Origin of the sequence: Streptomyces viridifaciens, assembly GCF_001888885.2 — a bacterium.
GTDB lineage: Bacteria > Actinomycetota > Actinomycetes > Streptomycetales > Streptomycetaceae > Kitasatospora > Kitasatospora aureofaciens.
This window is the reverse complement of sequence record NZ_CP090841.1, coordinates 7,107,027-7,129,440: the sequence shown is the minus strand read 5'-3', so window position 1 is coordinate 7,129,440 and position 22,414 is coordinate 7,107,027. Positions and strand designations below refer to the sequence as shown.

At 72.4% G+C, this 22,414-nt stretch carries 17 protein-coding genes; 5 read left to right on the top strand and 12 right to left on the bottom strand.

Translation table 11 applies throughout. The features are described 5' to 3' along the window. The first annotated feature begins 4 nt into the window (after window positions 1-4). On the top strand, window positions 5-175 hold the full coding sequence (locus BOQ63_RS39110; protein WP_072655883.1) for a hydrophobic protein: 171 nt from the start codon (window positions 5-7) through the stop codon (window positions 173-175). A 189-nt stretch (window positions 176-364) separates the two neighbouring features. Here the strand turns inward: BOQ63_RS39110 and BOQ63_RS39105 are convergent, their stop codons facing one another. The 7 genes from BOQ63_RS39105 to BOQ63_RS39075 all read right to left on the bottom strand — a co-directional run bounded on the left by BOQ63_RS39105 (window position 365) and on the right by BOQ63_RS39075 (window position 7,067). Next, window positions 365-811: a MarR family winged helix-turn-helix transcriptional regulator gene (locus BOQ63_RS39105; RefSeq protein WP_030288915.1), complete on the bottom strand. Its 447-nt coding sequence runs from the start codon at window positions 809-811 to the stop codon at window positions 365-367. Window positions 812-949: 138 nt separating this feature from the next. Continuing rightward, on the bottom strand, window positions 950-2,497 hold the full coding sequence (locus BOQ63_RS39100; protein ID WP_072655882.1) for an AMP-binding protein: 1,548 nt from the start codon (window positions 2,495-2,497) through the stop codon (window positions 950-952). 48 nt (window positions 2,498-2,545) lie between these two features. Further along, window positions 2,546-3,832 carry an acyl-CoA dehydrogenase family protein gene (locus tag BOQ63_RS39095; RefSeq protein ID WP_050367012.1) on the bottom strand — a complete coding sequence of 429 codons (1,287 nt, stop codon included), beginning with the start codon at window positions 3,830-3,832 and terminating at the stop codon, window positions 2,546-2,548. 49 nt (window positions 3,833-3,881) lie between these two features. After that, complete coding sequence (locus BOQ63_RS39090) at window positions 3,882-4,706, bottom strand: 2,3,4,5-tetrahydropyridine-2,6-dicarboxylate N-succinyltransferase (protein WP_197698018.1); 825 nt, start codon at window positions 4,704-4,706, stop codon at window positions 3,882-3,884. 369 nt (window positions 4,707-5,075) lie between these two features. Further along, window positions 5,076-5,555, bottom strand: coding sequence for an ATP-binding protein (locus BOQ63_RS39085; RefSeq protein WP_030288919.1), 480 nt, complete (start codon window positions 5,553-5,555; stop codon window positions 5,076-5,078). Window positions 5,556-5,691: 136 nt separating this feature from the next. Further along, the gene (locus BOQ63_RS39080; RefSeq protein WP_050367011.1) at window positions 5,692-6,090 is read right to left on the bottom strand and encodes an STAS domain-containing protein; all 399 of its coding nucleotides are present in this window, start codon (window positions 6,088-6,090) and stop codon (window positions 5,692-5,694) included. 74 nt (window positions 6,091-6,164) lie between these two features. Beyond that, on the bottom strand, window positions 6,165-7,067 hold the full coding sequence (locus BOQ63_RS39075) for an RNA polymerase sigma factor SigF (RefSeq protein ID WP_072655880.1): 903 nt from the start codon (window positions 7,065-7,067) through the stop codon (window positions 6,165-6,167). A 286-nt stretch (window positions 7,068-7,353) separates the two neighbouring features. Between BOQ63_RS39075 and BOQ63_RS39070 the strand changes: the two genes are divergently transcribed. Both BOQ63_RS39070 and BOQ63_RS39065 read left to right on the top strand, forming a co-directional pair. Beyond that, window positions 7,354-10,809 carry a HAMP domain-containing hybrid sensor histidine kinase/response regulator gene (locus tag BOQ63_RS39070; protein WP_223886171.1) on the top strand — a complete coding sequence of 1,152 codons (3,456 nt, stop codon included), beginning with the start codon at window positions 7,354-7,356 and terminating at the stop codon, window positions 10,807-10,809. 42 nt (window positions 10,810-10,851) lie between these two features. After that, window positions 10,852-13,407 (top strand): SpoIIE family protein phosphatase, encoded by a 2,556-nt coding sequence (locus tag BOQ63_RS39065; protein WP_150476302.1) that lies wholly within the window; start codon window positions 10,852-10,854, stop codon window positions 13,405-13,407. A gap of 203 nt (window positions 13,408-13,610) precedes the next feature. Here BOQ63_RS39065 and BOQ63_RS39060 read toward each other — a convergent pair whose 3' ends face one another. The 5 genes from BOQ63_RS39060 to BOQ63_RS39040 all read right to left on the bottom strand — a co-directional run bounded on the left by BOQ63_RS39060 (window position 13,611) and on the right by BOQ63_RS39040 (window position 19,026). Beyond that, complete coding sequence (locus BOQ63_RS39060) at window positions 13,611-13,832, bottom strand: DUF6458 family protein (protein WP_030284846.1); 222 nt, start codon at window positions 13,830-13,832, stop codon at window positions 13,611-13,613. 92 nt (window positions 13,833-13,924) lie between these two features. Next, the gene (locus tag BOQ63_RS39055) at window positions 13,925-15,508 is read right to left on the bottom strand and encodes a PP2C family protein-serine/threonine phosphatase (RefSeq protein ID WP_078867350.1); all 1,584 of its coding nucleotides are present in this window, start codon (window positions 15,506-15,508) and stop codon (window positions 13,925-13,927) included. Between the two features lie 184 nt (window positions 15,509-15,692). Next, the gene (gene htpG, locus BOQ63_RS39050) at window positions 15,693-17,657 is read right to left on the bottom strand and encodes a molecular chaperone HtpG (protein ID WP_030284851.1); all 1,965 of its coding nucleotides are present in this window, start codon (window positions 17,655-17,657) and stop codon (window positions 15,693-15,695) included. A 14-nt stretch (window positions 17,658-17,671) separates the two neighbouring features. Beyond that, on the bottom strand, window positions 17,672-18,370 hold the full coding sequence (locus BOQ63_RS39045) for a hypothetical protein (protein WP_030550271.1): 699 nt from the start codon (window positions 18,368-18,370) through the stop codon (window positions 17,672-17,674). A 98-nt stretch (window positions 18,371-18,468) separates the two neighbouring features. After that, a complete protein-coding gene (locus BOQ63_RS39040) occupies window positions 18,469-19,026 on the bottom strand; it encodes a TetR-like C-terminal domain-containing protein (protein ID WP_037829811.1) in 558 nt (185 codons plus the stop codon). A gap of 191 nt (window positions 19,027-19,217) precedes the next feature. Here BOQ63_RS39040 and BOQ63_RS39035 point away from each other — a divergent pair, with 191 nt between their 5' ends. Together BOQ63_RS39035 and BOQ63_RS39030 are read left to right on the top strand one after the other, a co-directional pair. Continuing rightward, window positions 19,218-20,432 carry an alpha/beta hydrolase family protein gene (locus BOQ63_RS39035; RefSeq protein WP_072655876.1) on the top strand — a complete coding sequence of 405 codons (1,215 nt, stop codon included), beginning with the start codon at window positions 19,218-19,220 and terminating at the stop codon, window positions 20,430-20,432. Window positions 20,433-21,319: 887 nt separating this feature from the next. Then, the gene (locus BOQ63_RS39030) at window positions 21,320-22,369 is read left to right on the top strand and encodes a substrate-binding domain-containing protein (RefSeq protein WP_046387468.1); all 1,050 of its coding nucleotides are present in this window, start codon (window positions 21,320-21,322) and stop codon (window positions 22,367-22,369) included. Window positions 22,370-22,414 lie beyond the last annotated feature (45 nt).

Sequence of the window (22,414 nt, the reverse complement as noted above, 5' to 3'; positions counted from 1 at the left end):
ATCCATGGTCCCGCTCCTGCTTGTCCTTCTGCTCGCCCTGATCCTGTTCGGCGCCGGGTTCGCGCTGAAGGTGCTCTGGTGGGCAGCCCTCATCGTGCTCGTCGTATGGCTGCTCGGCTTCGTCGCACGTGGCACGACGTCCGCAGGCGGACGCGGCCGCTGGTACCGCTGGTAACCACTCCGACAACCCGCCGGCCCGTCCGGCACACGACAACGCGGTGGGGCCGCCCGGTTCGGGCGGCCCCACCGCGTTCTGTGCCGTCCAACTGTGGGAGGGTTCGGCATGATGGGCGTGCAAGACGAATTCCGCCGAGCCGCCTGGGGATCGAGGCCCGGGCGTGTCCATCCGACGCCCTCGCCGCGGTCAGGCGTGGAAGGGGCCCTCGTCGACGAACACCCGGAGCAGCCGGGCGAAGGCCCGCGCGTCCGCCGCCGGCCAGGAGGCGAGCGAGTCCTCGATGCGGGCCGCCAGCCGCTCCCGGGTGGTCCGCACCACGCCCTGCCCGGCATCGGTCAGGACGAGCAGCGTCGCGCGCCGATCGCCGGGGTCGGCCTCGCGCCGCAGCAGGCCGGCCTCCTCCAGCCGGTCGGCGCGGCGGGTCACGGTGGTGCGGTCGAGCCCCACCTCACGCCCGAGGTCGGCGGCACTGCACGGACCGGTCCGCGCCAGGCCGCTGAGCACCGGGTAGGTGAGCTCGTCGACCGCCTCGCCCAGGCCCTCGGTCAGCTGGGCGTGGAGGCCGGCACGGGTGCTGCGTCGCAGCAGCAGCCCCAGGGCCTCGGCGATCTCATGTCCCGTCGGATTCGTCACCCCACCACTTTAGCGTGCGTCGGACACGCTTTTCCGGTACCGTTCTGTGCGTGCCCCAAGCACGCGTGCGCCGCACCGCCGTCGACGTCCCGTGACGAGAGCCGGTCGGCACCGGAGCGCTGAGCACCTCGGTTCGCGCTACCGGCCCGCCGCCTGGCGGCGCAGGAGCTTCTTGTCGGGCTTTCCCGCGTCGGTGAGCGGCAGTTCCGCGAGGAAGGCGATGTGGGCGGGCTCGTGCAGCGGGCCGCGGCGGGTGCGGACCAGGGTGCGCAGCTCCTCCGGGTCGGGGCGGGTGCCGGGGACGGGGACGACGACGGCGTGGACGCGTTCGACCTCGTTGGCGTCGGGGGCGCCGAAGACCGCGCTCTGGTGCACCGAGGGATGGGAGTTGAGCAGGTCCTCGACCTCGGAGGTGTAGACGTGCCCGGCGCCGGTGTTGATCAGGTCCTTCAGCCGGTCGACGATGTAGAGGTAGCCCTCGTCGTCCAGGTATCCGACGTCGCCGCTGTGCAGCCAGCCGTCCTCGAGGGTGGCTGCGGTCAGTTCCGGCTGCTTCCAGTAGCCCTGCATCAGGCTGTCCGAGGCGATGCACACCTCGCCGGGCCGGCCGGCGGGCAGGTCGCGGCCCTGCTCGTCGCGGATCGCGACCCGGTAGCCGGGGGCGATCCGGCCGACCGAGCGCAGCAGGTGCGGGCGGGCCGGATCGTGGTCGCCGGTGTCGAGGACGCTGACGATACCCGCCTCGTGCTGTCCGTAGAGCTGGACGAGGACCGGGCCGAAGCGGCGGAGCGCGTCGGTGAGACGGGCCGGTGAGGCCTGGCAGCCGCCGTAGGTGAGGCGGCGCAGGCTGGTGGTGTCGGTGTGCCCGGATCGCGGGTGGTCCAGCAGCTGGTAGAGCAGCGGGGGCATCAGGAACACGTCGGTGATGCGTTCCTGTTCGATGGCGGCCAGGACGGCGGCCGGGTCGAACCCGTCGAGGAGCACCGCGCTGCCGCCGGCCCGCAGCACCTTGTCGGTCATCTGGCCGGCGGCGTGGGCGATGGTGGTGCACACCAGCAGGCGCGGCGGGCCTGCCGGGTCGGCGGTGGGCAGGTCGGGGCCGAAACGGCGGACCTGGCCGTAGCTGATGCAGATGCCCTTGGAGTGACCGGTGGTGCCGCCGGAGTGGCGGATGGTGCGGACGTCGCCGGGCCGGGCCCGGCTGGTGAACGGGTCGGCGCTCTGGGCGGCGGCGAGGGTCAGCAGGTCGGTGGCCTCCGCGGTGGAGCCACCGGGCGCGGGGCCGAGGACGAGGACGGCCTCGATGTCCGTACGCGCGGCGATCTCGGCGGCGCGGGCGGCGTGTTCGGGGTCGACGATCAGGGTGTGCGTCTCGACGTCCCGGACCATGGCGGCCTGGGTGTCGGCCGGCAGCCTGGTGTAGAGCTGGTTGGTCCGGCAGCCGACCAGGTTGGCGGCGTAGCGCGCGGCGACGGCCTCGGGCCGGTTGCCGGTGAGCAGCGTGACCGTGTGGTGGCGGTCGACGCCGCGGGCGCGCAGGGCGCGGGCCAGTCGGTGGACGAGGTCCCGCAGTTCCCCGGCGGTGGTGGTGCATCCCTGGTGGACCAGGGCGGGACGGTCGGGATCGGCACCCAACTCGTCGAGGATGTCGACGACTTCGGTCCGGAAGGGCGAGGTGGGTGGCATGGGCGGTTCCTTGCGCCTCGGTTCGGTGGTGTGCTGGGCGGCGGGAAGTCAGCGCCGGGCCGCCAGGAGTCGCGCGTCTCCGGCCTGGTGGTCCCCGGCCTGGTGCCCCTCGGCCAGCAGGGCGTGCGCCAGCACGCTGTAGAGCGTGTCGTTGGGTCCGTCGGCGATCCGCAGCCCACGGATGTCCCGCAGGCGCTTCTCCATCGGGGTGTGCTTGGTGTAGCCCTCGCTGCCGTGCAGTTGGAGGGCGAGGTCGACGGCGCGGTAGGCGGTGTCGGTGGCCAGGGCCTTGGCCGCGGAGCAGGCGGCGACGTCGGTCTCGCCCTGGTCGATGCGCTCCAGCAGCGCGAAGCACCAGGCGGTGGCGGCCTCGACCTCGGCGGCGGCGGTGCCCAGGCGGGCTGCGACGGACGGGATCGCGGCCAGCGGCATCCGGGCGACGGTGCGGGCGCGGGTACGGGCCGCGGACTCCTGGATCGCCGCGGCGGCCGCACCGAGGCAGACCAGCGACATCATCAGACGCCAGGCGGAGAAGTGCGTGTCGAAGATCCGACGGCCGTCGCCGGGTTCACCGAGCAGGAAGTCCTTGTCCAGGCGGGTGTCGACGAAGTGCAGGTGGCCGAAGCTCCAGCCGCGCATCCCCATCGGGTCGGTGGTCTCGGTGAGCACGCCGGCGGCGTCGGCCGGCACCCACACGGCGGACAGCGGCACGTCGCGCAGATCGGTGCGGCCGGCGTCGGCGCGGTCGACCAGCTTGCAGAAGACGACGAAGCCGTAGGCCTCCTCGACCCGGCTGATCAAACCCTTGGACCCGGAGAGGGTGAAGTGGTCACCGTGGTCGACCAGGACGGTGCGAAAGCCCCGCAGGTCCGAGCCGGAGTGCGGCTCGCTGGACGCGATACCCGCCAACTCCCCCGCGCCGACGACCTTTTCGCGGGTGTGGCGGACGAGCGCGGGCGAGCCGTAGCGCAGCGGCATCGCGGCGTGTCCGGTGCTGAAGATCTCCCGGGCGTCGCAGTCGCGCTGCCCGGCGAGGAACATGGCCATCCCCTGGGCCACGCGGCCGCGCGGTTCACCGGGCTCACCCTGCTCGGCAGAGAACTCGGCGGGGAGCTCGCCCTGGGAGCCGTCGCCGAACTCGTCGGGGAAGGTGACGTCGATGCCGGTGAGCCCGGCGGCCGCGGCCCGGGCGCGCAGGGCGAGCCAGTCGGGGCGGGGGCCGCCCTCACAGACGGGTTCGGGCAGGTGGGTGTCCAGAAAGGCCGTCAACTTGGCCGCGAGGCCGGATAGTTCGGGGCGACGGTCCAGGAGCGGGCTGATGCCGGTGGCGGGCATGGGGTGGTCTTTCCGTGAAGGGGCGTCGGGGAGGTGCGAGCCGGGTCCGTCAGAGGCTGAGCGTGGCGGGCGGCTGGGTGCGCACGGCGTCGTTGAGCTTGGCCTTGTCGTGGCGCTCGCCCTTCTTCAGGTGCTTGATGACCAGCAGGCAGGGCAGTCCGAAGGTGCCGCCGGCGAACTCGCGTGGGCGGCTGGCGGGGACGGCGACCGTCCACGGCGGCACCTCGCCGCGGCTGAGCTCCTCGCCGGTGGCGGCGTCGATCACCGGGATCGTGTCGGTCAGCAGGGCTCCGGCGCCCAGCAGCGCGCCCTCACCGACCCGGGCGCCGCTGTAGACCATCGAGCGGGCGCCGATGAAGGCGTCGTCCTCGATCACCACCGGCCTGGCCATGGGGGGTTCGATCATGCCGCCGAGTCCGACTCCCCCGGACAGGTGGACGTTGCGACCGATCTGGGCGCAGGAGCCGATGCCCACCCAGGAGTCCACCAGGGTGCCCTCGCCGACGTACGAGCCGATGCCGATGTGGCTCGGCATCACCACGGCGCCGGGCTCCTGGTAGCTGCCCCGCCGGATGACCGCACCCGGTGACACCTGGACGCCGTCGATCGCGCTCTTCAGCGGGATCTTGTCGGCGCACCGGAAGGGGCCGAACTGCGACGGCTGCGGCAAGGCCTGCTTGTAGAGCAGCAGGATCGCGTTCTTCAGCCACTCGTGCACCACGACCTCACCGTCCAGCAGTTCGGCCACCCGCACGCGCCCGGTGTCCAGCAGGCCGATCGCCGCGTCGACGGCGGCCACCGCCTCGGCGGACTGCAGCGGAACCTCGTCCCGTCGCTTCCAGAGGTCCTCGAGCTCGCTCTGCAAACTCGTCACATCGACACCATTGCCCATGGCGCTCCCCGCTTTCCAGGTCTTCCGGGCTTTCCCGGTCTTCCGGGCTTCCGGGTCGGAGGGCGGTCCGCACGCGATGCCCCCAGGTGCGGTCTCCGACCGTGTCGCGTGACGCCGGCGCTCCCCCTGGGCGTCCACGCGACAACGGCGCGCCGGGTTACCTGTCGGTAACGGCGCGCCGAAGGCAGCCTTCCACACCTGGGATTCGTAGATCAAATCGCAGCTAGGGCATTGATATTAGGGTTGAAAAGTAAATTTTTGGCACCATTAAAGGGGCGCTTGGAGTTCCAGAGACAGCGCGGCACGGTGCGAGACCGGCCGATGCCCCGGAGTCGTCAGCCCTGCGGCCGGTCACTCGCCCCGGAGGCGCCGGGTGTCGAACTCGGCCCAGATGGTCTTGCCCTGGGCGTGGGGCTGGGCGCCCCAGCGGTCCGCTATCCGCTGCACGATGAACAGGCCGTGGCCGCCGGGCAGCGCGGGGTGGTGCGGCTGCCGGGGCGCGGGCAGTTCCGAGCTGCGGTCGCTGACCTCGATCCGCAGGCGGGCCGGGGTGATGTCCAGGACCAGTTCCAGCGGACCGTCGCCGTGCAGCATGGCGTTGCCGACGAGTTCTGCGACCACCAGGACGACGTCCTCGGCGATCCCTTCGGCGGCACCGGGACCCAGGCCCGACGGACACCAGTCGCCGAGCGCACTGATGGTGTGGGCCCTGGCGCGGGCGACCGGCTTGGTCAGCCCGACCAGGGGCAACCGTCTGCGCTGACCCCCGACGGGCAGCACCAGCTCGCCCGGGCGTGGATCGCCGTCCAGGGTCCCCCGGCTCATCGACATCTAAGGGCACCCTTCCGTATCGACGACTGTCGCAGCTCGGTTTCCCGGCAGCTCCGGGATTATGCCTCCCGCCCGGCCCCGCCCGGAAGCCGGGCGCCCCCGGGCGACGCCGGGCGACGCCCGGGCGGTCGGGCGGTCAGACGCTCAGGGCTTCCTCGACCGTCTCGTGGATCGTGAAAACCGTCCTGGCGCCGGTCAGTTCCAGCACCCGCAGCACCGTCGGCGCCACCGCCGCGAGCCGCAGGTGCAGCCCCTCCTTCTCGGCCGCGATGCGCGTCCTGAGCAGCAGGTTCAGCCCGGAGGAGTCGCAGAAGGCGACCTCCCGCAGGTCGACGACCAGTGCGGACGGGCGCTGTGCGACGAGCCCGGTGAGCGTCTCGGCGGCGGAGGCCAGCGTCTCTATGTCGAGGTCGCCCGCGAGCGCGCACACCACCGCCCCGGTCTCCGTGGCACGACTGCGCACTTCGAGGCCGGGCCGGGGTAGGGCGGTCACCAGGGTGGCCTCGCCCCGGCCGTTGTCGGATGGCATCATCATCGTCCCTCCATGTCCGTGCCTTCCGACCTTACGTAGACGGGACCGCTGCGCCAAACACGGCCCCCCGGCGCCGGTCAGTCGCTGTCCAGCCCTTCGCGCAGCTTCCGCAGCGTGCGGCTCAGCAGCCGGGAGACGTGCATCTGGGAGAGCCCGAGGCGGGCGCCGATCTGGGACTGCGTCATGTCCTCGCAGAAGCGCATGGAGAGGATCAGCCGCTCCCGCTCCGGCAGCGCGGCCACCAGCGGCTTGAGCGCCACCAGATCCTCGACCCGGGACAGGCGCTGGTCCTCCTCCCCGAGGCGGTCGGCCAGCGGGCCGGGGCCGTCCTCGTCCTCCGCGCCGCCGAGGTCCAGCGAGCCCGCGGTGTGCCCGTTGGCCGCGGTCAGCCCCTCGACGACCTCCTCGACGGGCAGCGAGAGGTGTTCGGCGAGTTCGGCCGGAGTGGGGGCGCGGTCGAGGTCGTGCGCGAGCTTCTCCTGCGCCCTGGCGAGGACGATGCGCAGTTCCTGGAGCCGGCGGGGCACGTGCACGGCCCAGGTGGTGTCGCGGAAGTGGCGCCGCAGTTCACCGAGGACGGTCGGCATGGCGAAGGTGGTGAACTCCACGCCGAGGTCCGGGTCGAAGCGGTCGATGGCCTTGACCAGGCCGACCGCACCGACCTGGAGGAGGTCCTCCTTCGGTTCGCGGTGCGAGTTGAAGCGGCGGATCGCGAACCTCACGAGTGAGAGGTTCATCTCCACCAGGGTGTTGCGGACGTACGAGTACTCCCTCGTGCCCTCCTCCAGCGTGCTGAGGCGGCGCAGCAGGACGCGGGTGAGTTCCCGTGCGTCGGCCGGGGCCATTTCCCGCAGGTCCGCGCCCTGGGGCAGATCGACTTCGGGCAGATCTGCCCGGGCCGGAGCAGCCTGGAGCGGCTCCCGTGTCCTCCCGCCCGGGGCGGTCGTGGGGGCGAGCATTTCACCGGTGGGCGTGGGCATCCGAGTCCTTTCCCTGACGGTACGACGGGTGCCCTGCTACCCCGGTGCGGCAGATCGATGCACCCGCAAACCGTGAAGATTTCGCGAAGTCCTCTCCGCACCGTACCCCGCCACCCGGAGCCTCTCCACGCTGGTGGCAGCCGTTTCCGGGTGGTGCGGACGCTGAGGTAGCCTCCGTGACGACACCCACCGCACCCGACCGACGACCGGACCCACCCGGCCGGGACCGGTGATGCCCACGACCGAAGGCGGGCCCCGGCCCCGCCTTCTACGGAGGCGACGTTCGATGGCTGGCCCGACCACGTCCAACGGCTCGCAGCACCGCCCGGCGATCGGGCCGGACGCAGCACTGGGCAACGAACCCGAACTACGGCAACTGCTGGCCGGTCTCACGGCCGTCCGGGACGGCGACTTCAGCACCAAACTGCCCGACGACGCACACGGGTTGCTGGGCGAGATCGCCTCGGTGTTCAACGGCATGGTCGACCAGCTGTCGCACTTCACCTCCGAGGTGACGCGCGTCGCACGGGAGGTCGGCACCGAGGGCCGGCTCGGCGGCCAGGCGCAGGTCCCCGGGGTCTCCGGCACCTGGGCGGACCTCACCGACTCGGTCAACGCGATGGCCGGCAACCTGACCTGGCAGGTGCGCGGAATCGCCCAGGTCACCACGGCGGTGGCGCGCGGCGACCTCACCCAGAAGATCGAGGTCGACGCCCGGGGCGAGATCCTGGAGCTCAAGAACACCGTCAACACGATGGTCGACCAGCTGTCCTCGTTCGCCGGGGAGGTGACCCGGGTGGCCCGCGAGGTCGGCACCGAGGGCATCCTCGGCGGCCAGGCACGCGTCGTCGGCGTCTCGGGGACCTGGCGCGACCTCACCGACTCGGTCAACTCGATGGCCGGCAACCTCACCGGCCAGGTCCGCGCGATCGCCCAGGTGGCCACCGCGGTCGCCGAGGGCGACCTGTCGCAGAAGATCACCGTCACCGCCCGGGGCGAGATCCTGGAACTGAAGGAGACCATCAACACGATGGTCGACCAGCTGTCCTCGTTCGCCGACGAGGTGACCCGGGTCGCCCGCGAGGTCGGCACCGAGGGCCGGCTCGGCGGCCAGGCCAAGGTCGAGGGCGTCTCCGGCACCTGGAAGCGGCTGACCGAGAACGTCAACGAGCTGGCCGGCAACCTGACCCGGCAGGTCCGGGCGATCGCCGAGGTCACCAGCGCCGTCGCGGCCGGCGACCTGACACGCTCGATCACCGTGGACGCCTCCGGCGAGGTCGCCGACCTCAAGGACAACGTCAACTTCATGGTGGAGTCGCTGCGCGAGACGACCCGCGCCAACGAGGAACAGGACTGGCTGAAGACCAACCTCGCCCGCTTCTCCGCACTGATGCAGGGCCGGCGCGACCTCGGAGTGGTCGCGGAGTCGGTGATGGACGAACTGGCCCCGCTGGTCCGCGCGCAGTGCGGCGCCTTCTACCTCGCCGAGGACAGCCCGGAAGGGACGGTGCTCCAACTCGTCGGCTCCTACGCGTTCCCCGACGGCGAGCGCCCCACCCGCTTCCGCCTGGGCGAGTCCTTCGTCGGCCAGGCCGCGCGCAGTCGCCGGACCATCGCCGTCGACGCCCTGCCGGCCGGCTACCTCCCCGCCTCCTCCGGTCTCGGCCGCACCGACTCGCTGTCGCTGCTGGTGCTGCCGATCGTCGTCGAGGACCAGGTCCTCGGCGTCATCGAACTGGCCTCCGTCCAGCCCTTCACCCAGGTCCACCGGGACTTCCTCAACCAGCTGATGGAGACCATCGGCGTCAACGTCAACACCATCATCGCCAACGCCCGCACCGACGAGCTGCTGGGCGAGTCCCAGCGGCTGGCCGCCGAACTCCAGGCCCGCTCCGAGGAGCTCCAGGCCCGGCAGGAGGAACTCCAGTTCTCCAACGCCGAGTTGGAGGACAAGGCGGAACTGCTCGCCGCGCAGAACCGCGACATCGAGACCAAGAACCTGGAGATCGAGCAGGCCCGCCAGGAACTGGAGGAGCGCGCCCACCAGCTGTCGCTGGCCTCGAAGTACAAGTCGGAGTTCCTGGCCAACATGAGCCACGAGCTGCGCACGCCGCTCAACAGCCTGCTCATCCTGGCCCAGTTGCTCGCCCAGAACCCCACCAGGAACCTGACCGCCAAGCAGGTCGAGTACGCCGGCATCATCCACTCCGCCGGCTCCGACCTGCTCCAGCTCATCAACGACATCCTCGACCTGTCCAAGGTCGAGGCCGGCAAGATGGACCTGAACGTCGACGCGGTGCCGCTGCACGCCCTGCTCGACTACGTCGAGGCCACCTTCCGCCCGCTGACCGGGCAGAAGAACCTCGCCTTCGCCGTACGGACGGCACCCGGGGTCCCCGGCGAACTCCTCACCGACGACTACCGCTTGCGCCAGGTGCTGCGCAACCTGCTGTCCAACGCCGTCAAGTTCACCGAGCACGGCAGGGTCGAGCTGCGCATCGAGCCCGCCACCGACGCGGAACTGCCCGACGGCGTACGGCGCGGCGGCCCGGTGCTCGCCTTCCGCGTGACCGACACCGGCATCGGGATCGCGCCCCAGCACCTGGAGACCGTCTTCGGCGCCTTCCAGCAGGCCGACGGCACCACCAGCCGCAAGTACGGCGGCACCGGCCTCGGGCTGTCCATCAGCCGTGAGATCGCCTTCCTGCTCGGCGGCGCCATCACGGTCGAGAGCACCCTCGGCCGGGGCACCGTCTTCACCCTCTACCTCCCCGTCGAGCACTCCGTGGTCGCCGGGAGCGAACTGCCGCCCGCGGCCGGGGCGCCGGCCGGCGCCGCCGCCGGGCCCGCCCCGGAGCGGCCCGTCGATCCCGCCGACCACCCCACCACCGAACGCCCCCGGCGGCTCCTCGTCGTCGAGGGCCGGCCCAACGGCCTGCTGACCCTCGTCGCGGAGAACGCCGTCGCCGACCTCGCCCGCTACTCCGCCGGGCACCGGCAGGTCGAGATCGTCACCGCCGTCGGCGCCCAGGATGCCGCCACCGCACTCGCCACCGCGCCGTGCCACTGCGTCGTCCTGGAACTCGACCTGCCGGACGGCACGGCTGGCGCGCTCCTGGCCGACATGGAGGGCGACCCGGCCCTGCACACCGTCCCCGTGCTGGCGCACAACAACCGGGGCGTCCCCGGCGAGCGAGCGGGCTCCGTCTCCCGGCCGGGCGAACGGCCGCTGGAACTGATCGCCAGCCTCGACGAGTTGCGCGAGCGGATCGCCCTGCACATGAGCGCCGACCGCCCCGGCGGGGCGCTCCCACCGGGGCGCGGGGCGGACCTGGTGCCGTCCTGGAGCCCCGACGCCGAACCGGCGCTCGCCGGCCGCACGGCCCTCGTGGTCGACGACGACGACCGCAACCTGTACGCGATCACCAGCATCCTGGAGCTCCACGGCATGCGGGTCCTCCAGGCCGAGAACGGGCGCGCCGCGCTGGAGTCGCTCACCGTCCACCCCGGCATCGATGTCATCCTGATGGATGTGATGATGCCCGAGATGGACGGGTACACGGCCACTGCGGCCATCCGCGCGATGCCCGAGCACGCGGGTCTGCCGATCATCGCCGTGACCGCCAAGGCGATGATCGGCGACCGGGAGAAGAGCCTGGCCGCGGGCGCGAGCGACTACATCACCAAGCCGGTCGACGCCGACGAGGTGATCAGCCGGATCACGCACCACCTCACGCGGTAACCGCGGACCGGAGCAGCAGTCGAGACCTCAGGAGCCAGCACCGTGCAGCACCCCGACGAGCAACTCGCCAAGGGCCGTCCGTCCGCGGCCGGACCGGCCGTCGACGCCGCCAGGGTCGGGGCGCAGCGCGGCGCGGCCGGTCCGAAGGCGGCCGCCGCCCAGGAGCCGGACCGCACGGCCACGGCGGTGGGCCGGCTCGCCAGTACGGTGGAGCGCCTGCGCCGGGAGCTGGACCAGGCGCAGGCGGACTCGGCGGGGCGGGGCGTGCTGGAGATGGCCGTCGGCGTGCTGGTGGAGCGCCTGCGGTGCGGCCCCACCGAGGCCGCCCGGCAGTTGGAGGGCCTCGCCGCACAGGCGGGGGTGACGACACTGGCGCTGGCCGCCGACCTGCTCAACCAGGCCGCGGCGGACCAGATCTCGGCGCTCGCCCGGGAGTTCGTCGCCGGCGCTTCGGGCCGCTCCGATGAGGCGGCCCGGACCGACGGGGCGCCCCCGGCCGCCCGGCCGCGGGTGCGCGCCGGTGCGGCGGCCAGGAGCGCGGATCCGGTCCCGCTGCGGCTGCGCAGCACCGAAGCGGACACGATCGCGGGCGGCGACGCGGCGACGGCGGCCCGCTCCATGCTGGAGCACGCCCTGCGCCCGCTCGGCGTGGCCGCGGTGGCCATCTGGGCCGCCCACCCCGACCTCTCGCTGTCCCTCGCGGGCAGCGCCGGCTTCCAGCCGGCGGAGGCCCGGCGCTGGCGCCACGTCCCGCCGGGCGTGCCGACGCCGGCCCGCCGGGCCCTGGACGAACGTACGGCCGTCGGCTACCACGTGCTCGCCGACGCCTCGCTCCCCTCCATCGGCCAGCACGACGTCCCCGGCGGGCGGTTGGCCGTGCCGGCCGGCGTCGGCGGCCGGCTGATCGGCGTCCTGGAGATCTGCTGGCGCGAGGCGCTGCCCGAGCAGTCCCAGCCGCTGCAACGGCAGTTCGAGGCGCTCGCGGAGGTGGCGGCCGCCACCCTGGAGACCTGGGAGCCGCGGGAGCTCCCCGCGGCCGACTCGGCCGACGGCCAGTTCGACGAGCTGCGGCAGCTGGCGGACGGCCTCTTCGACCCCTGCCTGGTGCTCCGGGTCGCGCCGGAGGACGGCGAGGTGCCGCCGCGGTTCCTGGTGCGGCACGTGAACCCGTCCTTCGTCGACTTCGCCGGGCGGCCCACGGGCGCGATCGTGGGCACCCGGCTGCTGGAGGCGTACCCGCTCGCGGCCGAGCCGGGCGGCCTCGCCGAGAAGGTCGAGCACGTCTTCGCCACCGGAGAGCCGTTCCGGACCCCGGACATGCGGCTCGCCGCCCTGGTCGACGGGGTGCCGCTGACCACCCGGGCCCAGGTGAGCATCAGCCGGCACGGCCCCCACCTGGTCGTCGTCTGGCGGCTGGACAACGGCACGCCGCGGGTCGCCCGGCTGCTCCAGCACGCGCAGCGCCTCGGCCGGATCGGCGGCTTCGAGGAGAACCTGCGCACGCGCCAGATCGTCTGGAACGACAGCCTGTTCGAGCTGCACGGGCTGCCGCCCACCGCTCAGCCGATCTCCATCGACCAGCTGGCCGAGCACGCCCACCCGGACGACCTGCACACCATCGGCCGGTTCCTGCGCACCCTGCTGCACCACCGCCGGCCGGCCTCCACCGCCTTCCGGTTGCAGCGCCCCGACGGCGTCACCCGGCACATCCGCGTCGTGGCGGAGCCGGTGCGCGATCCGCACAGCGGGGTGCGCCTGGTGCGCGGCGCCTACCAGGACATCTCCGCCCAGCACTGGACGGAGGTCGCGCTGGCCGCCACCCGCGACCAGCTGGCCCAGAGCGAGCAGCAGGCCGCCGAGCGCAGCCGCCTCGCCCTCCAGCTCCAGCACGCCATCATGCCGCCCGCCCGGGGCCCGCTGGACCTGCACGACCTGCGCGTGGCCGTGCGCTACCGCCCGGCCGAGAAGGACCACCTGGTGGGCGGTGACTGGTACGACGCGCTCGAGCTGCCCACCGGCGACGTCCTGCTGTGCGTCGGCGACGTCGCCGGACACGGCATCGAGGCCGCGACCGGCATGGTCGCGCTGCGCAACGCGCTGCGCGGCTTGGCCGCCACCGGCGCCGGACCGGGTCAACTGCTCAGCTGGCTCAACAGCGTCACCCACCACCTGACCGACAGCGTCACGGCCACCGCGGTCTGCGGGCTGTACGAACCGGCGACCCGCCGGCTGCGCTGGGCCCGCGCGGGCCACCCGCCGCCGGTCCTGCTGCGCGACGGCCGGGCGAGCATCCTTCCGCAGGTGGGCGGCATCCTGCTCGGCGCGCTGGACCAGGCGGACTACGAGGAGGACGAGGTCGTCCTGGAGACCGGCGACACCCTGGTGATGTACACCGACGGCCTGATCGAACGCCGCGACGAGTCCCTCCAGGCCTCCCTGACCAATCTGACGGCGCTCGCCGAACGGGCCCACCGTGACGCGGCCGTCGGAGCCAACGGCCTCGAAGGGCACCTGGACCACCTGCTGCAGTACAGCAGCGCCGACACCGACGACGACACCTGCCTGGTCGGGGTGGCGGTCCGCCGACCGGCCGACTGAGCCGGTGGCGCGCGGCAACGGCCCGGCGCGTCCGGACGGCGCTCATGCGTCGGTCCGGTTCGGGGCGTGACTTCCTCCGCGTGGGCCGACACCCCCACGCCGGGCCCGCGGACCCCGGTCACCGACGTACGGTCGGGACCCACTCGACCGTGGGTCCCGACCGTACGCGGGCTCTGTCAGATGTCGTGGAGTCCGGCTGACTCCTACTCGTAGTAGCGGCGCTCCTCGACCGGTTCGTCGCTCTCGACGCTGCGGACCAGGCGTCGGCGGCGGAACACGTTCACATAGGTGATCAATCCCAGAAGCCCGGCGGCCATGAGGATCCAGCCCACCAGGTGCAGGTTGACCCCGTTCACGTGCCAGTCGGTCGCGAAGGCCATGATGGCGCCGAGGGCGAACAATACGATGCAGCCACCGATACCCATGCCGTCTCACTCCTCGTCGGTCGGTCTGCTCCTCGGGTTCCCGGAATCCGCATTTGAATGTCGGCGGCGGCGAAGTTCCCGGCCACGGGGTGTCAGCGGCGAACGTGCAGAGCGCAGATGTCGTCGCGGCGGCCGGCCGGTCCGACCAGCGCCCGGACGAGCCCGTCGAGGAACGGCAGCTCGCCCTGGTGCTCCGGCACGGCGGAAGCCAGTCGTGCCAGGGCCGTGTCGAGGGGCTCACCCGGGTTCTCGATCAAGCCGTCGGTGTAGAGGAGGAGTTCGTCGCCGGGCAGCAGGTCGACCGTTGACTCCTCGTAGCGGGGGGTGTCGGTCGCTCCGAGCAGGATGCCCGCCGGAGGCGGCAGATAGCGTGCCTCGCCCTGGCGGACGAGCAGCGGCGGGAGGTGGCCGGCCTGCACCCAGGTGAGCCGGGAGGTCTCGGGCCGGTAGCACGCCATGATCATGGTGGCGGTGCTGTACGGCCGGTCGGAGGCGTGCAGCAGCAGCGTGTTGAGGCGGTGGAGGATCTCCGGCAGGGGCGTGCCGGTGATGGCCATGCCCTTGGCCGTGAAGCGCAGCAGGGCCATCGTGGCCACCGCGTCGAGGCCGTGGCCCGCGACGTCGCCGACCACCAGCAGGACGCTGCCGTCCGGCAGTTCGACGGCGCTGTACCAGTCACCGCCGAGGTTCAGCCCTTCCTGAACGGGCTGGTAGGCGACATCGATGACGAGCCCGGCCAGGTGGAGCACCCGCTGTGACACGGGGAGGAGCGTGTTCTGGAGCCGGGCGGCGAGGTCCCGCTCGGCCGCCAGCAGGCCCTGGTGTGCGAGCACCGTCTCCTGGTGTTCCAGCAACTGCTGCTCGTACTGCTTGGCGGCGGTGAGGTCCTGGAACAGCACCTGGAGCTCGACCGGGTCGCCGTGCGCGTCGGTCTGCGCCTCGGCGACGACCCGCACGTGTCGGACCTCTCCTCCGGGAAGGACGATGCGAACGGTGCGGTCCATCCGCTCCCCCCGCCCGACCAGCTGGAGGAGCTCGCCCTCCAGCTGGTCGCGGTCGTCCGCCGGGGCCTGGACGAACAGGTCGTGCAGTGCCACCGGCCCCAGTGACCGGGCCCTGCCGAAGATCGCGTAGACCTCCTGCGACCAGGTGATCTCGTCGCGGACCAGGTCGTGGTCCATCCAACCGGTCTTGCCCAGTCGCTGGATCAGCGCCTGCCTGCGCTGCTTCCGCTCGTGGGTGTCGAGGCGGGCCCAGGAGACGACCAGCCCTTGCCGGGTGGGCACCGCCCGCACCTTGAAGCGGGACAGCCGCGGGATGCCGGCGGCGACCTCCTGGTAGTCCAACTCGCCCTCGTAACGAACGCCGGTCGCGTACGCGCTGAGGTAGCCGTGCCAGAGCTCGCTTCCGGCTACGCCGGGATACGTCTCCAGGACGCTGCGCCCGAGCAGTTCCGCGCCGCAGCGCCCGGCGATGTCGACCGCGTGGGGCGAGACCGCGGCGAAGCGGAAGTCCACCACCTCGTCGTGCGCACCGAGGACCGGTTCGAGCAGGGCCATCGACCCCAGCGAGGCATCCAGAACGTCCTGGACCACGGGCTCCTGCGCAGTACCGGCTGCCGTCGAACCGCCGTCGGCGCTCGGCCCCGGCTTCACTGGTCGGTTGCGGTCAGTCATGCGAGGAGCATGCCACGTCGGGAGACCGGCGCTGACCATCGGGTCAGTGCCAGCAGGTCGGCAACCGGCCGCCCTTCGCCGGCCCCGGCCCCCGTACCCCTGAGGAGGCCCGGCCGCCTGCGGGACGTCCGCGGGTGCGGCCCGCCGGGCACTACCGGCTGCGTCGGGCCGCACCCGCGGGGGGTCACAGGGTGTGGGTGAGGCGGTCGGTCAGCAGGCGGGTGAAGCGGGCCGGGTCGGGCAGGTCGCCGCCCTCGGCCAACAGGGCGCTGCCGTGGACGAGTTCCGCGATGTCGGTGAGCGCCGGGGTCTCGGGCCCTGCCTTGTGGGCCTGGTGCAGGGCGGTGACGAGGGGGTGGGTGGGGTTGAGTTCGAGGATGCGCTTGACCGGGGGGAGTTCCTGGCCCATGGCCCGGTACATCTTCTCCAGGGTGGGGGTCAGGTCGTGGGCGTCGCCGACGAGGCAGGCGGCGGAGGTGGTCAGCCGGGTGGAGAGGCGGACCTCCTTGACGTGCTCGGCGAGGGTGCTCCGGAGCCAGCCGAGGAGGGCGGCGAAGTCCTCCTCGCGCTGGGCCTTCTCCGCCTTCGCCTCGTCGCTGCCGTCGCCGTCGGCGTGGTCGTCGAGGTCGACCTGGCCCTTGGCGATGGACTGGAAGCGGTGGCCGTCGAAGGCCGGGATCTGGTCGGTCCAGACCTCGTCGACGGGGTCGGTGAGGATCAGCACCTCGTAGCCCTTGGCGGTGAAGGCCTCCATGTGGGGGGAGTTCTCCACCATCTGGCGGTTCTCGCCGGTCAGGTAGTAGATGGTGTCCTGGCCGTCCTTCATCCGCTCGACGTACTCGCGCAGTGTGGTCGGCGCCTGCGCGTCGTGGGTGGAGGCGGCCGAGACCAGCTCCAGCAGGGTGTCGGCGTTGTCGCGGTCCTCGAGCAGGCCTTCCTTGAGGACCCGGCCGAACTGCTCCCACAGCTTGGCGTAGGCCTCGGCGTTCGAGGTCCGCAGGTCCTTGAGGGCGGCGAGGACCTTCTTGACGAGGCGTCGGCGCACGGCGGTGATCTGGCGGTCGTGCTGCAGGATCTCGCGGGAGACGTTGAGCGAGAGGTCGTGGGCGTCGACGACGCCCTTGACGAAGCGCAGGTAGTTCGGCATGAGCGCGTCGCAGTCGTCCATGATGAACACGCGCTTGACGTACAGCTGCACGCCCCGCTTGGTGTCGCGGGAGAACAGGTCGAACGGGGCGTGGGCGGGGATGAACAGCAGCGCCTCGTACTCGAAGGTGCCCTCGGCCCGCATGTGGATGGTCTCGGCGGGCTCCTGCCAGTCGTGGCTGATCTGCTGGTAGAACTCGTTGTACTCGGCCTGGGTCACCTCGCTGCGCGGGCGGGCCCACAGGGCCTTCATCGAGTTCAGCGTCTCCGGGGCGCTCGCGGCCGCGCCCTCGGCGCCTTCCTCGGCCCCGTCCTCGGCCCCGGACCCGGCGTCCGTGCCGACCGGCTCGGTGGCCATCCGGATGGGCCAGCGGATGAAGTCCGAGTACTGCTTGACGATCTGGCGGATCTTCCAGGTGGCCAGGTAGTCGCCGAGCCCGTCCTCGCCGTCCGCCGGCTTGAGGTGCAGCGTGACCGAGGTGCCCACCGGCAGGCCGTCGGCCTGCGCGATGGTGTAGGTGCCCTCGCCGTCGGACTCCCACGCGGTGCCCTGGTCCGTCCCGGCGCGGCGGGTACGCAGGGTGACCTTGTCGGCGACCATGAACGCCGAGTAGAAGCCGACGCCGAACTGGCCGATCAGGCTCTGCGCCGCGTCCGCGTCCTTGGCCTCCTTGATCTTGGCCAGCAGGCTCGCGGTGCCGGACTTGGCGATGGTGCCGATCAGGTCGACGACGTCGTCGCGCGTCATGCCGATGCCGTTGTCCCGCACCGTCAGGGTGCGGGCCTCCCGGTCGACCTCCAGCATGATGTGCAGGTCGGAGGTGTCGACGGCGAGGTCGCTGTCGGTGAGGGATTCCAGACGGAGCTTGTCGAGGGCGTCGGAGGCGTTGGAGATCAGCTCGCGCAGGAAGATGTCCTTGTTCGAGTAGATCGAGTGGATCACCAGCTGCAGCAGCTGGCGGGTCTCCGCCTGGAACTCCAACGTCTCGGTGGGGCTGGCCACGGAACGGGTCTCCTTCAGTGGAAAGGGGTCGGATCGGTACGGGTTGTCCGGCGCCGGTGGCTGCTGTCGGCGCGCAGCTGTTCGGCCCGGGCGGCGAGTTCGTCGAGACGGTCGACGATCGCCGGATGGTCCGCCGCCAGGAGCGGCCTGGTCTCGGCGAGCGGGCCGAGCAGCCTGACGGGGTCGTGGTGGCCGAGTGCGTCCAGCAGGCGTTGCAGGGCGGGGGCCGCCGAGGGGCCGAGGCCGTCCAGGGCGCCGATCTGCCCGGCGAGTCGGCGCAGGTCCGCGGCGTTGGCGCGGGCCCAGGTGGTGACCGCCCGGTCGCCGGCGCGCCGGTCGCGCGCGGCCCGGACGCGCTGTTCACCGGTACTGCCGGCCTCGGTGCCGGCGTCGCGGTCGGGGCGCAGCCGCAGGTACCGACGTTCGGCGGCCTGGCGGCTCTGGACGCCCAGCGGTTCGGCGAGGTCACCCCAGGTGGCGCCGGCGCCGCGCGCGGTCTCGATCAGGCCGGTCTCCCAGCCGGCGAGTTCCTCGCGGAGGTGGCGCAGCATCAGGAGCGCGGACAGGGCCTGCTGCGGGTCGTTCTGGCCCGTGGTGTCCGGCGGTGCGTGGCGGGCGGTGCGGGTGGCGGCGTCCATCACGCCGAGCGCGGCGGCGGCGGCCAGGAACGAGACCGGCCCTGCCCCGGGCGTGCCGGTGTGCTGCTGATCCATTCCGTCACTCTTTCGCTGACTCGTTCTGCTGTCATCGAGGCGATGACAGACTACAACGATCCCGGGCGGGGCCGCCCGGGATTCGCCCGGACCGGGCGTCAGGCGCGGAAGGCCGCGACCAGTTTGTCGGCGAGGCGGTCGAGGTGGTCGGGGGCGGTCGGGGTGTGGACGACCGCGAGGCGCCAGTACAGCGGGCCGGCGAGCAGGTCGAGCGCGAGTTCGCGGTCGACGGCGGCGGGGAGTTCCCCCCGGTCGACCGCCCGGTCCAGGAGCCGGGTGGCCTTGCCGCGGCGGGTGTCGCGGACGGCGGTGAAGAGCGCCTCGGCCAGTTCGGGGGTACGGCCGCCCTCGGCGATCAGGTCGGGGATGATCCGCGCGGCGAGCGGCTGGTTGAGCGCGTGGGCGACCTCCGCGAGGAAGGCGAGGACGTCGCCGCGCAGGCTTCCGGTGTCGGCGGGCCCGGAGGCGTCGACGGCGACGGCCGAGACCAGGTCGACGGTCATCTCCAGTTTGGAGGCCCAGCGGCGGTAGATGGCCGCCTTGCCCGCGCCGGCACGCTTGGCCACCGCTTCCAGGGACAGCCGCGCGTAGCCGGTCGCCGCCAGCTCCTCGAAGAACGCGGCGGCGATCGCCTCGGTCACCGAGTCCTGGAGCACGGGCCCGCCGGGGAGCCTGCGCCCAGGGGGGCGGCCGGGGGCGGGGGGTGGTGACTGGGGCGCGGGAGTAGCGGGCATGCCCCGAACCTACCCGAGGCGGAACGGTTGCGTCTCGACTGGGCGAGGTCTATCGTCTCCGACATAGACGAGACGGAACCGTTCCGTCTCGACAATCGACCCGGGGTGCACCCATGCGATTCCTGTACGAGGACGAGTCGTTCTCCTTCGAGGCACTGCGCGCGGCCGGTTTCGCCAACGACGGCGGCGCCGACCTGGGCGAGGTCCTCACCACCCTGCGCAACGTCGGCGAAGGCGACGAGGAGGCCTGGCTGCGCGAGTGGAAGAGGACCGCGCAGCGCGTCCACGCCATCGGCACCGCCGCCCTCGCCGCCGGCCACCGGGTCAGCGCCCGGGAGGCTCTGCTGCGCGCGTCGAACTACTACCGCACCGCCGAGTTCTACCGTCGCGACGACCCCGCCCACGACCCCGAGGCCAAGGCGCTCTCCGCGCTCTCCCGCGAGACCTTCGCGACCGCCGCGGGGCTCATGGACACGCCCGTCGAGGCGGTGCGCATCCCGTACCGGGACACCGCCCTGCCCGGGTACCTCTTCCTCGTCGACGACTCCGGCCTGCCCCGCCCGACCGTCGTCTTCACCGGCGGCTTCGACTCCACCCTGGAGGAGGCCTACTTCGCCATCGGCGCGGCCGCGCTGCGCCGCGGTTACAACGTGCTGGCCTACGACGGTCCCGGCCAGGGCGCCGTGCTGCGCGAGCAGGGACTCGTCTTCCGTCCCGACTGGGAGGCCGTGGTCAGCCCGGTGATCGACTACGCCCTCAGCCGCCCCGAGATCGCCCCCGGCCGGATCGCGCTGTTCGGCTACAGCCTCGGCGGCTACCTCGCCGCCCGAGCCGCCGCCCACGAGCACCGGCTGGCCGCCCTCGTCCTGGACAACGGCCTGTACGACTACCACGACGCCCACACCCGCGTCATGCCGCCGTTCCTGCGGGGCTGGATCGAGACCAGGCGCGACGACCTCGCCGACCCGGTGGCGGCCCTGCTGATGCAGGCGAGCACCCAGCTCCGCTGGGCCCTGCGCAACGGCGTGTGGGCCTTCGGCGCCGCCTCCTCCTCGGACTACATCCGCAGGACCGCCGCCTACACCCTCGACGGCGTCGCCCACCTCATCGAATGTCCCACCCTCGTCCTCGACGCCGAGGACGACCAGTTCTTCCGCGGCCAGCCCCAGCGGGTGCAGGCCGCCCTCACCTGCCCGAACACCCTGATCACCCTCCCCGAGTCCGAAGGCGCGGGCGAGCACTGCCACATGGGCGCCATGTCCCGCTTCCAGCAGGTCGCCTTCGACTGGCTCGACACCACCCTCGCCTCGCGCGCCTGCGCGGCCTGACCCGGCGGTGCGGTTGCGCTGTCGGTTCGTCGGTCCCCGTGCACGGCACGCTGCCCAGCCGGACGCCGCCGGTCTCCACCCTCCTCCATCCGGAGGTGGGGACCGGGAAGCTCCTCCCGCGCGCCTGTGACACGGCGCCAGGCCTGCCCGCGCCTGGGAGTGCATCACGTCGCGGCCCCGGCCGGGGCCTGCGCGGCCGCGCCCCGAGGAGTGCGCAGCAGTGCGCGTGCGCGGAAGGGATGGGCGGCGACGGCCGCGACGGCGCTGCTGGCGCTGGCCCCCGCCGGAGCGGCCGAGGCCCACGGGGCGGAGATCCCGACCGCGGCCCGGAGGGTCTGAGCCCGGCTCCGGGGAGGCGGCCGCACGGTTGCAGTCGCCACGGCCCCGCGCCCGACCGTCTCGGACGGTCAGCCACACCTTCGATCCGGCAGGCACTCCCGCCGAAGAGGGCGACGCCACCAAGTGTTCCGGCCGGTCACGAGCCCAGCCGCGTCTTCCAACACCAATCAACACCCTGGAAGCCTCGGTCGACACAGCCCCGGGCCGTCGAAGCGGGCGGCTGCCGGGGCTATTGACGCTGTCTCGGCTTTGACCGAAGCTGTCCCGGGCGCCCGCCTACCGACAGGTAGGCAAGTGAGCCCGAGCGCTCCCCCGTTGAGCAGCCCTGACCAGGACGACCGTCAGGCGCCTCGACGGAGTGCGCAGCGCGCCCGCGTGGACCGGCGGGCATTACGAGACGGTTTCGAAACCGCCCCGGAGGCAAGGCTGAGCTTGACTCAGGCCTGAACGGGGCGTTTTCTTTTGCTCCATCGCGTTTGATTTCGATGTTTTCTGAGCGATTCTGTTGTTACGGGTTGATCGGCCCCCCACCCTTCAGGAGCCCCACCATGCACCTCTCCCCCCGTGGCCGCCTGGCCCCGCTCGCCGCGCTGAGCCTGGCCACCGCCTTCGGTCTGACGGCCTGTTCCACCGGGCAGACCTCCTCCTCCGGCGCCGACGCCTCGGTGGCCCCGGTCTCCGGCAAGGTCTCGATCACCTACCTGCAGAAGCAGGGCGACCAGCAGTACTTCGTGGACGAGGCCGCCGGCGCCAAGGCCAAGGCGGCCGAGCTGGGCGCCGACCTGAAGGTCGTCAACCTCGGCAACGACGCCAACAAGACGGTCGGCGAGGTCCAGGCCGCGATCGCCCAGAAGAGCAACGGCCTGATCATCGTGGTGCCGGACCCGGCGGTCGGGCCGCAGGTCGTCCGGACCGCCCGGGACGCCAAGGCCGCGCTGCTCACCTCCGACGACCAGGTCTGCGCGACCGGACCCTCCCCGACCGAGTGCGCCGCCGGCGACCTGGTGCCCCGGATCGGCTTCTCCGGCCAGCAGATGGGCCAGCAGGTCGGTCAGCGCGCCGCGGAGGAGTTCAAGAAGGCCGGCTGGAACGCGGCCGACACCCGGATCATCTCCGCCTGGAAGCAGGACGTGACCGTCTGCGGCGACCGGGTCAAGGCTGCCAGGGCCGCCTTCGACCAGGCCGCGCCGGGCGTGCAGGACATCGACGTGGCCACCGACAACACGCCGACCGGCGCACAGGACAAGGTCGCCGCCACCATCACCGCCAACGCCGGCGTCAAGCACTGGGTGGTGTGGGGCTGCAACGACGAGAACGTCCAGGGCGCCGTCACCGCCCTGCAGAACGCCGGGGTCAGCCCCGACGACATCGACGGCGTCGGCCTCGGCGCCTACCTGGCGTGCAAGGACTGGACCTCCGGCAAGCCCTCCGGCATGAAGGCCGCCCTGTTCATCAACGGCAAGGACGTCGGCGCCCTGTCGGTGCAGACGATGTACGACAAGCTCAAGAACGGCAAGGACTTCCCCAAGGAGGCCTTCGCCCCGACCAAGATGGTCGACGCCGCGACCTGGCAGTCCGCGGGCGTGTCCTGCAGCTGACGCCACATCGACGTCGTGCCGAGTCGGCGGTGCGGCAGGCCGACC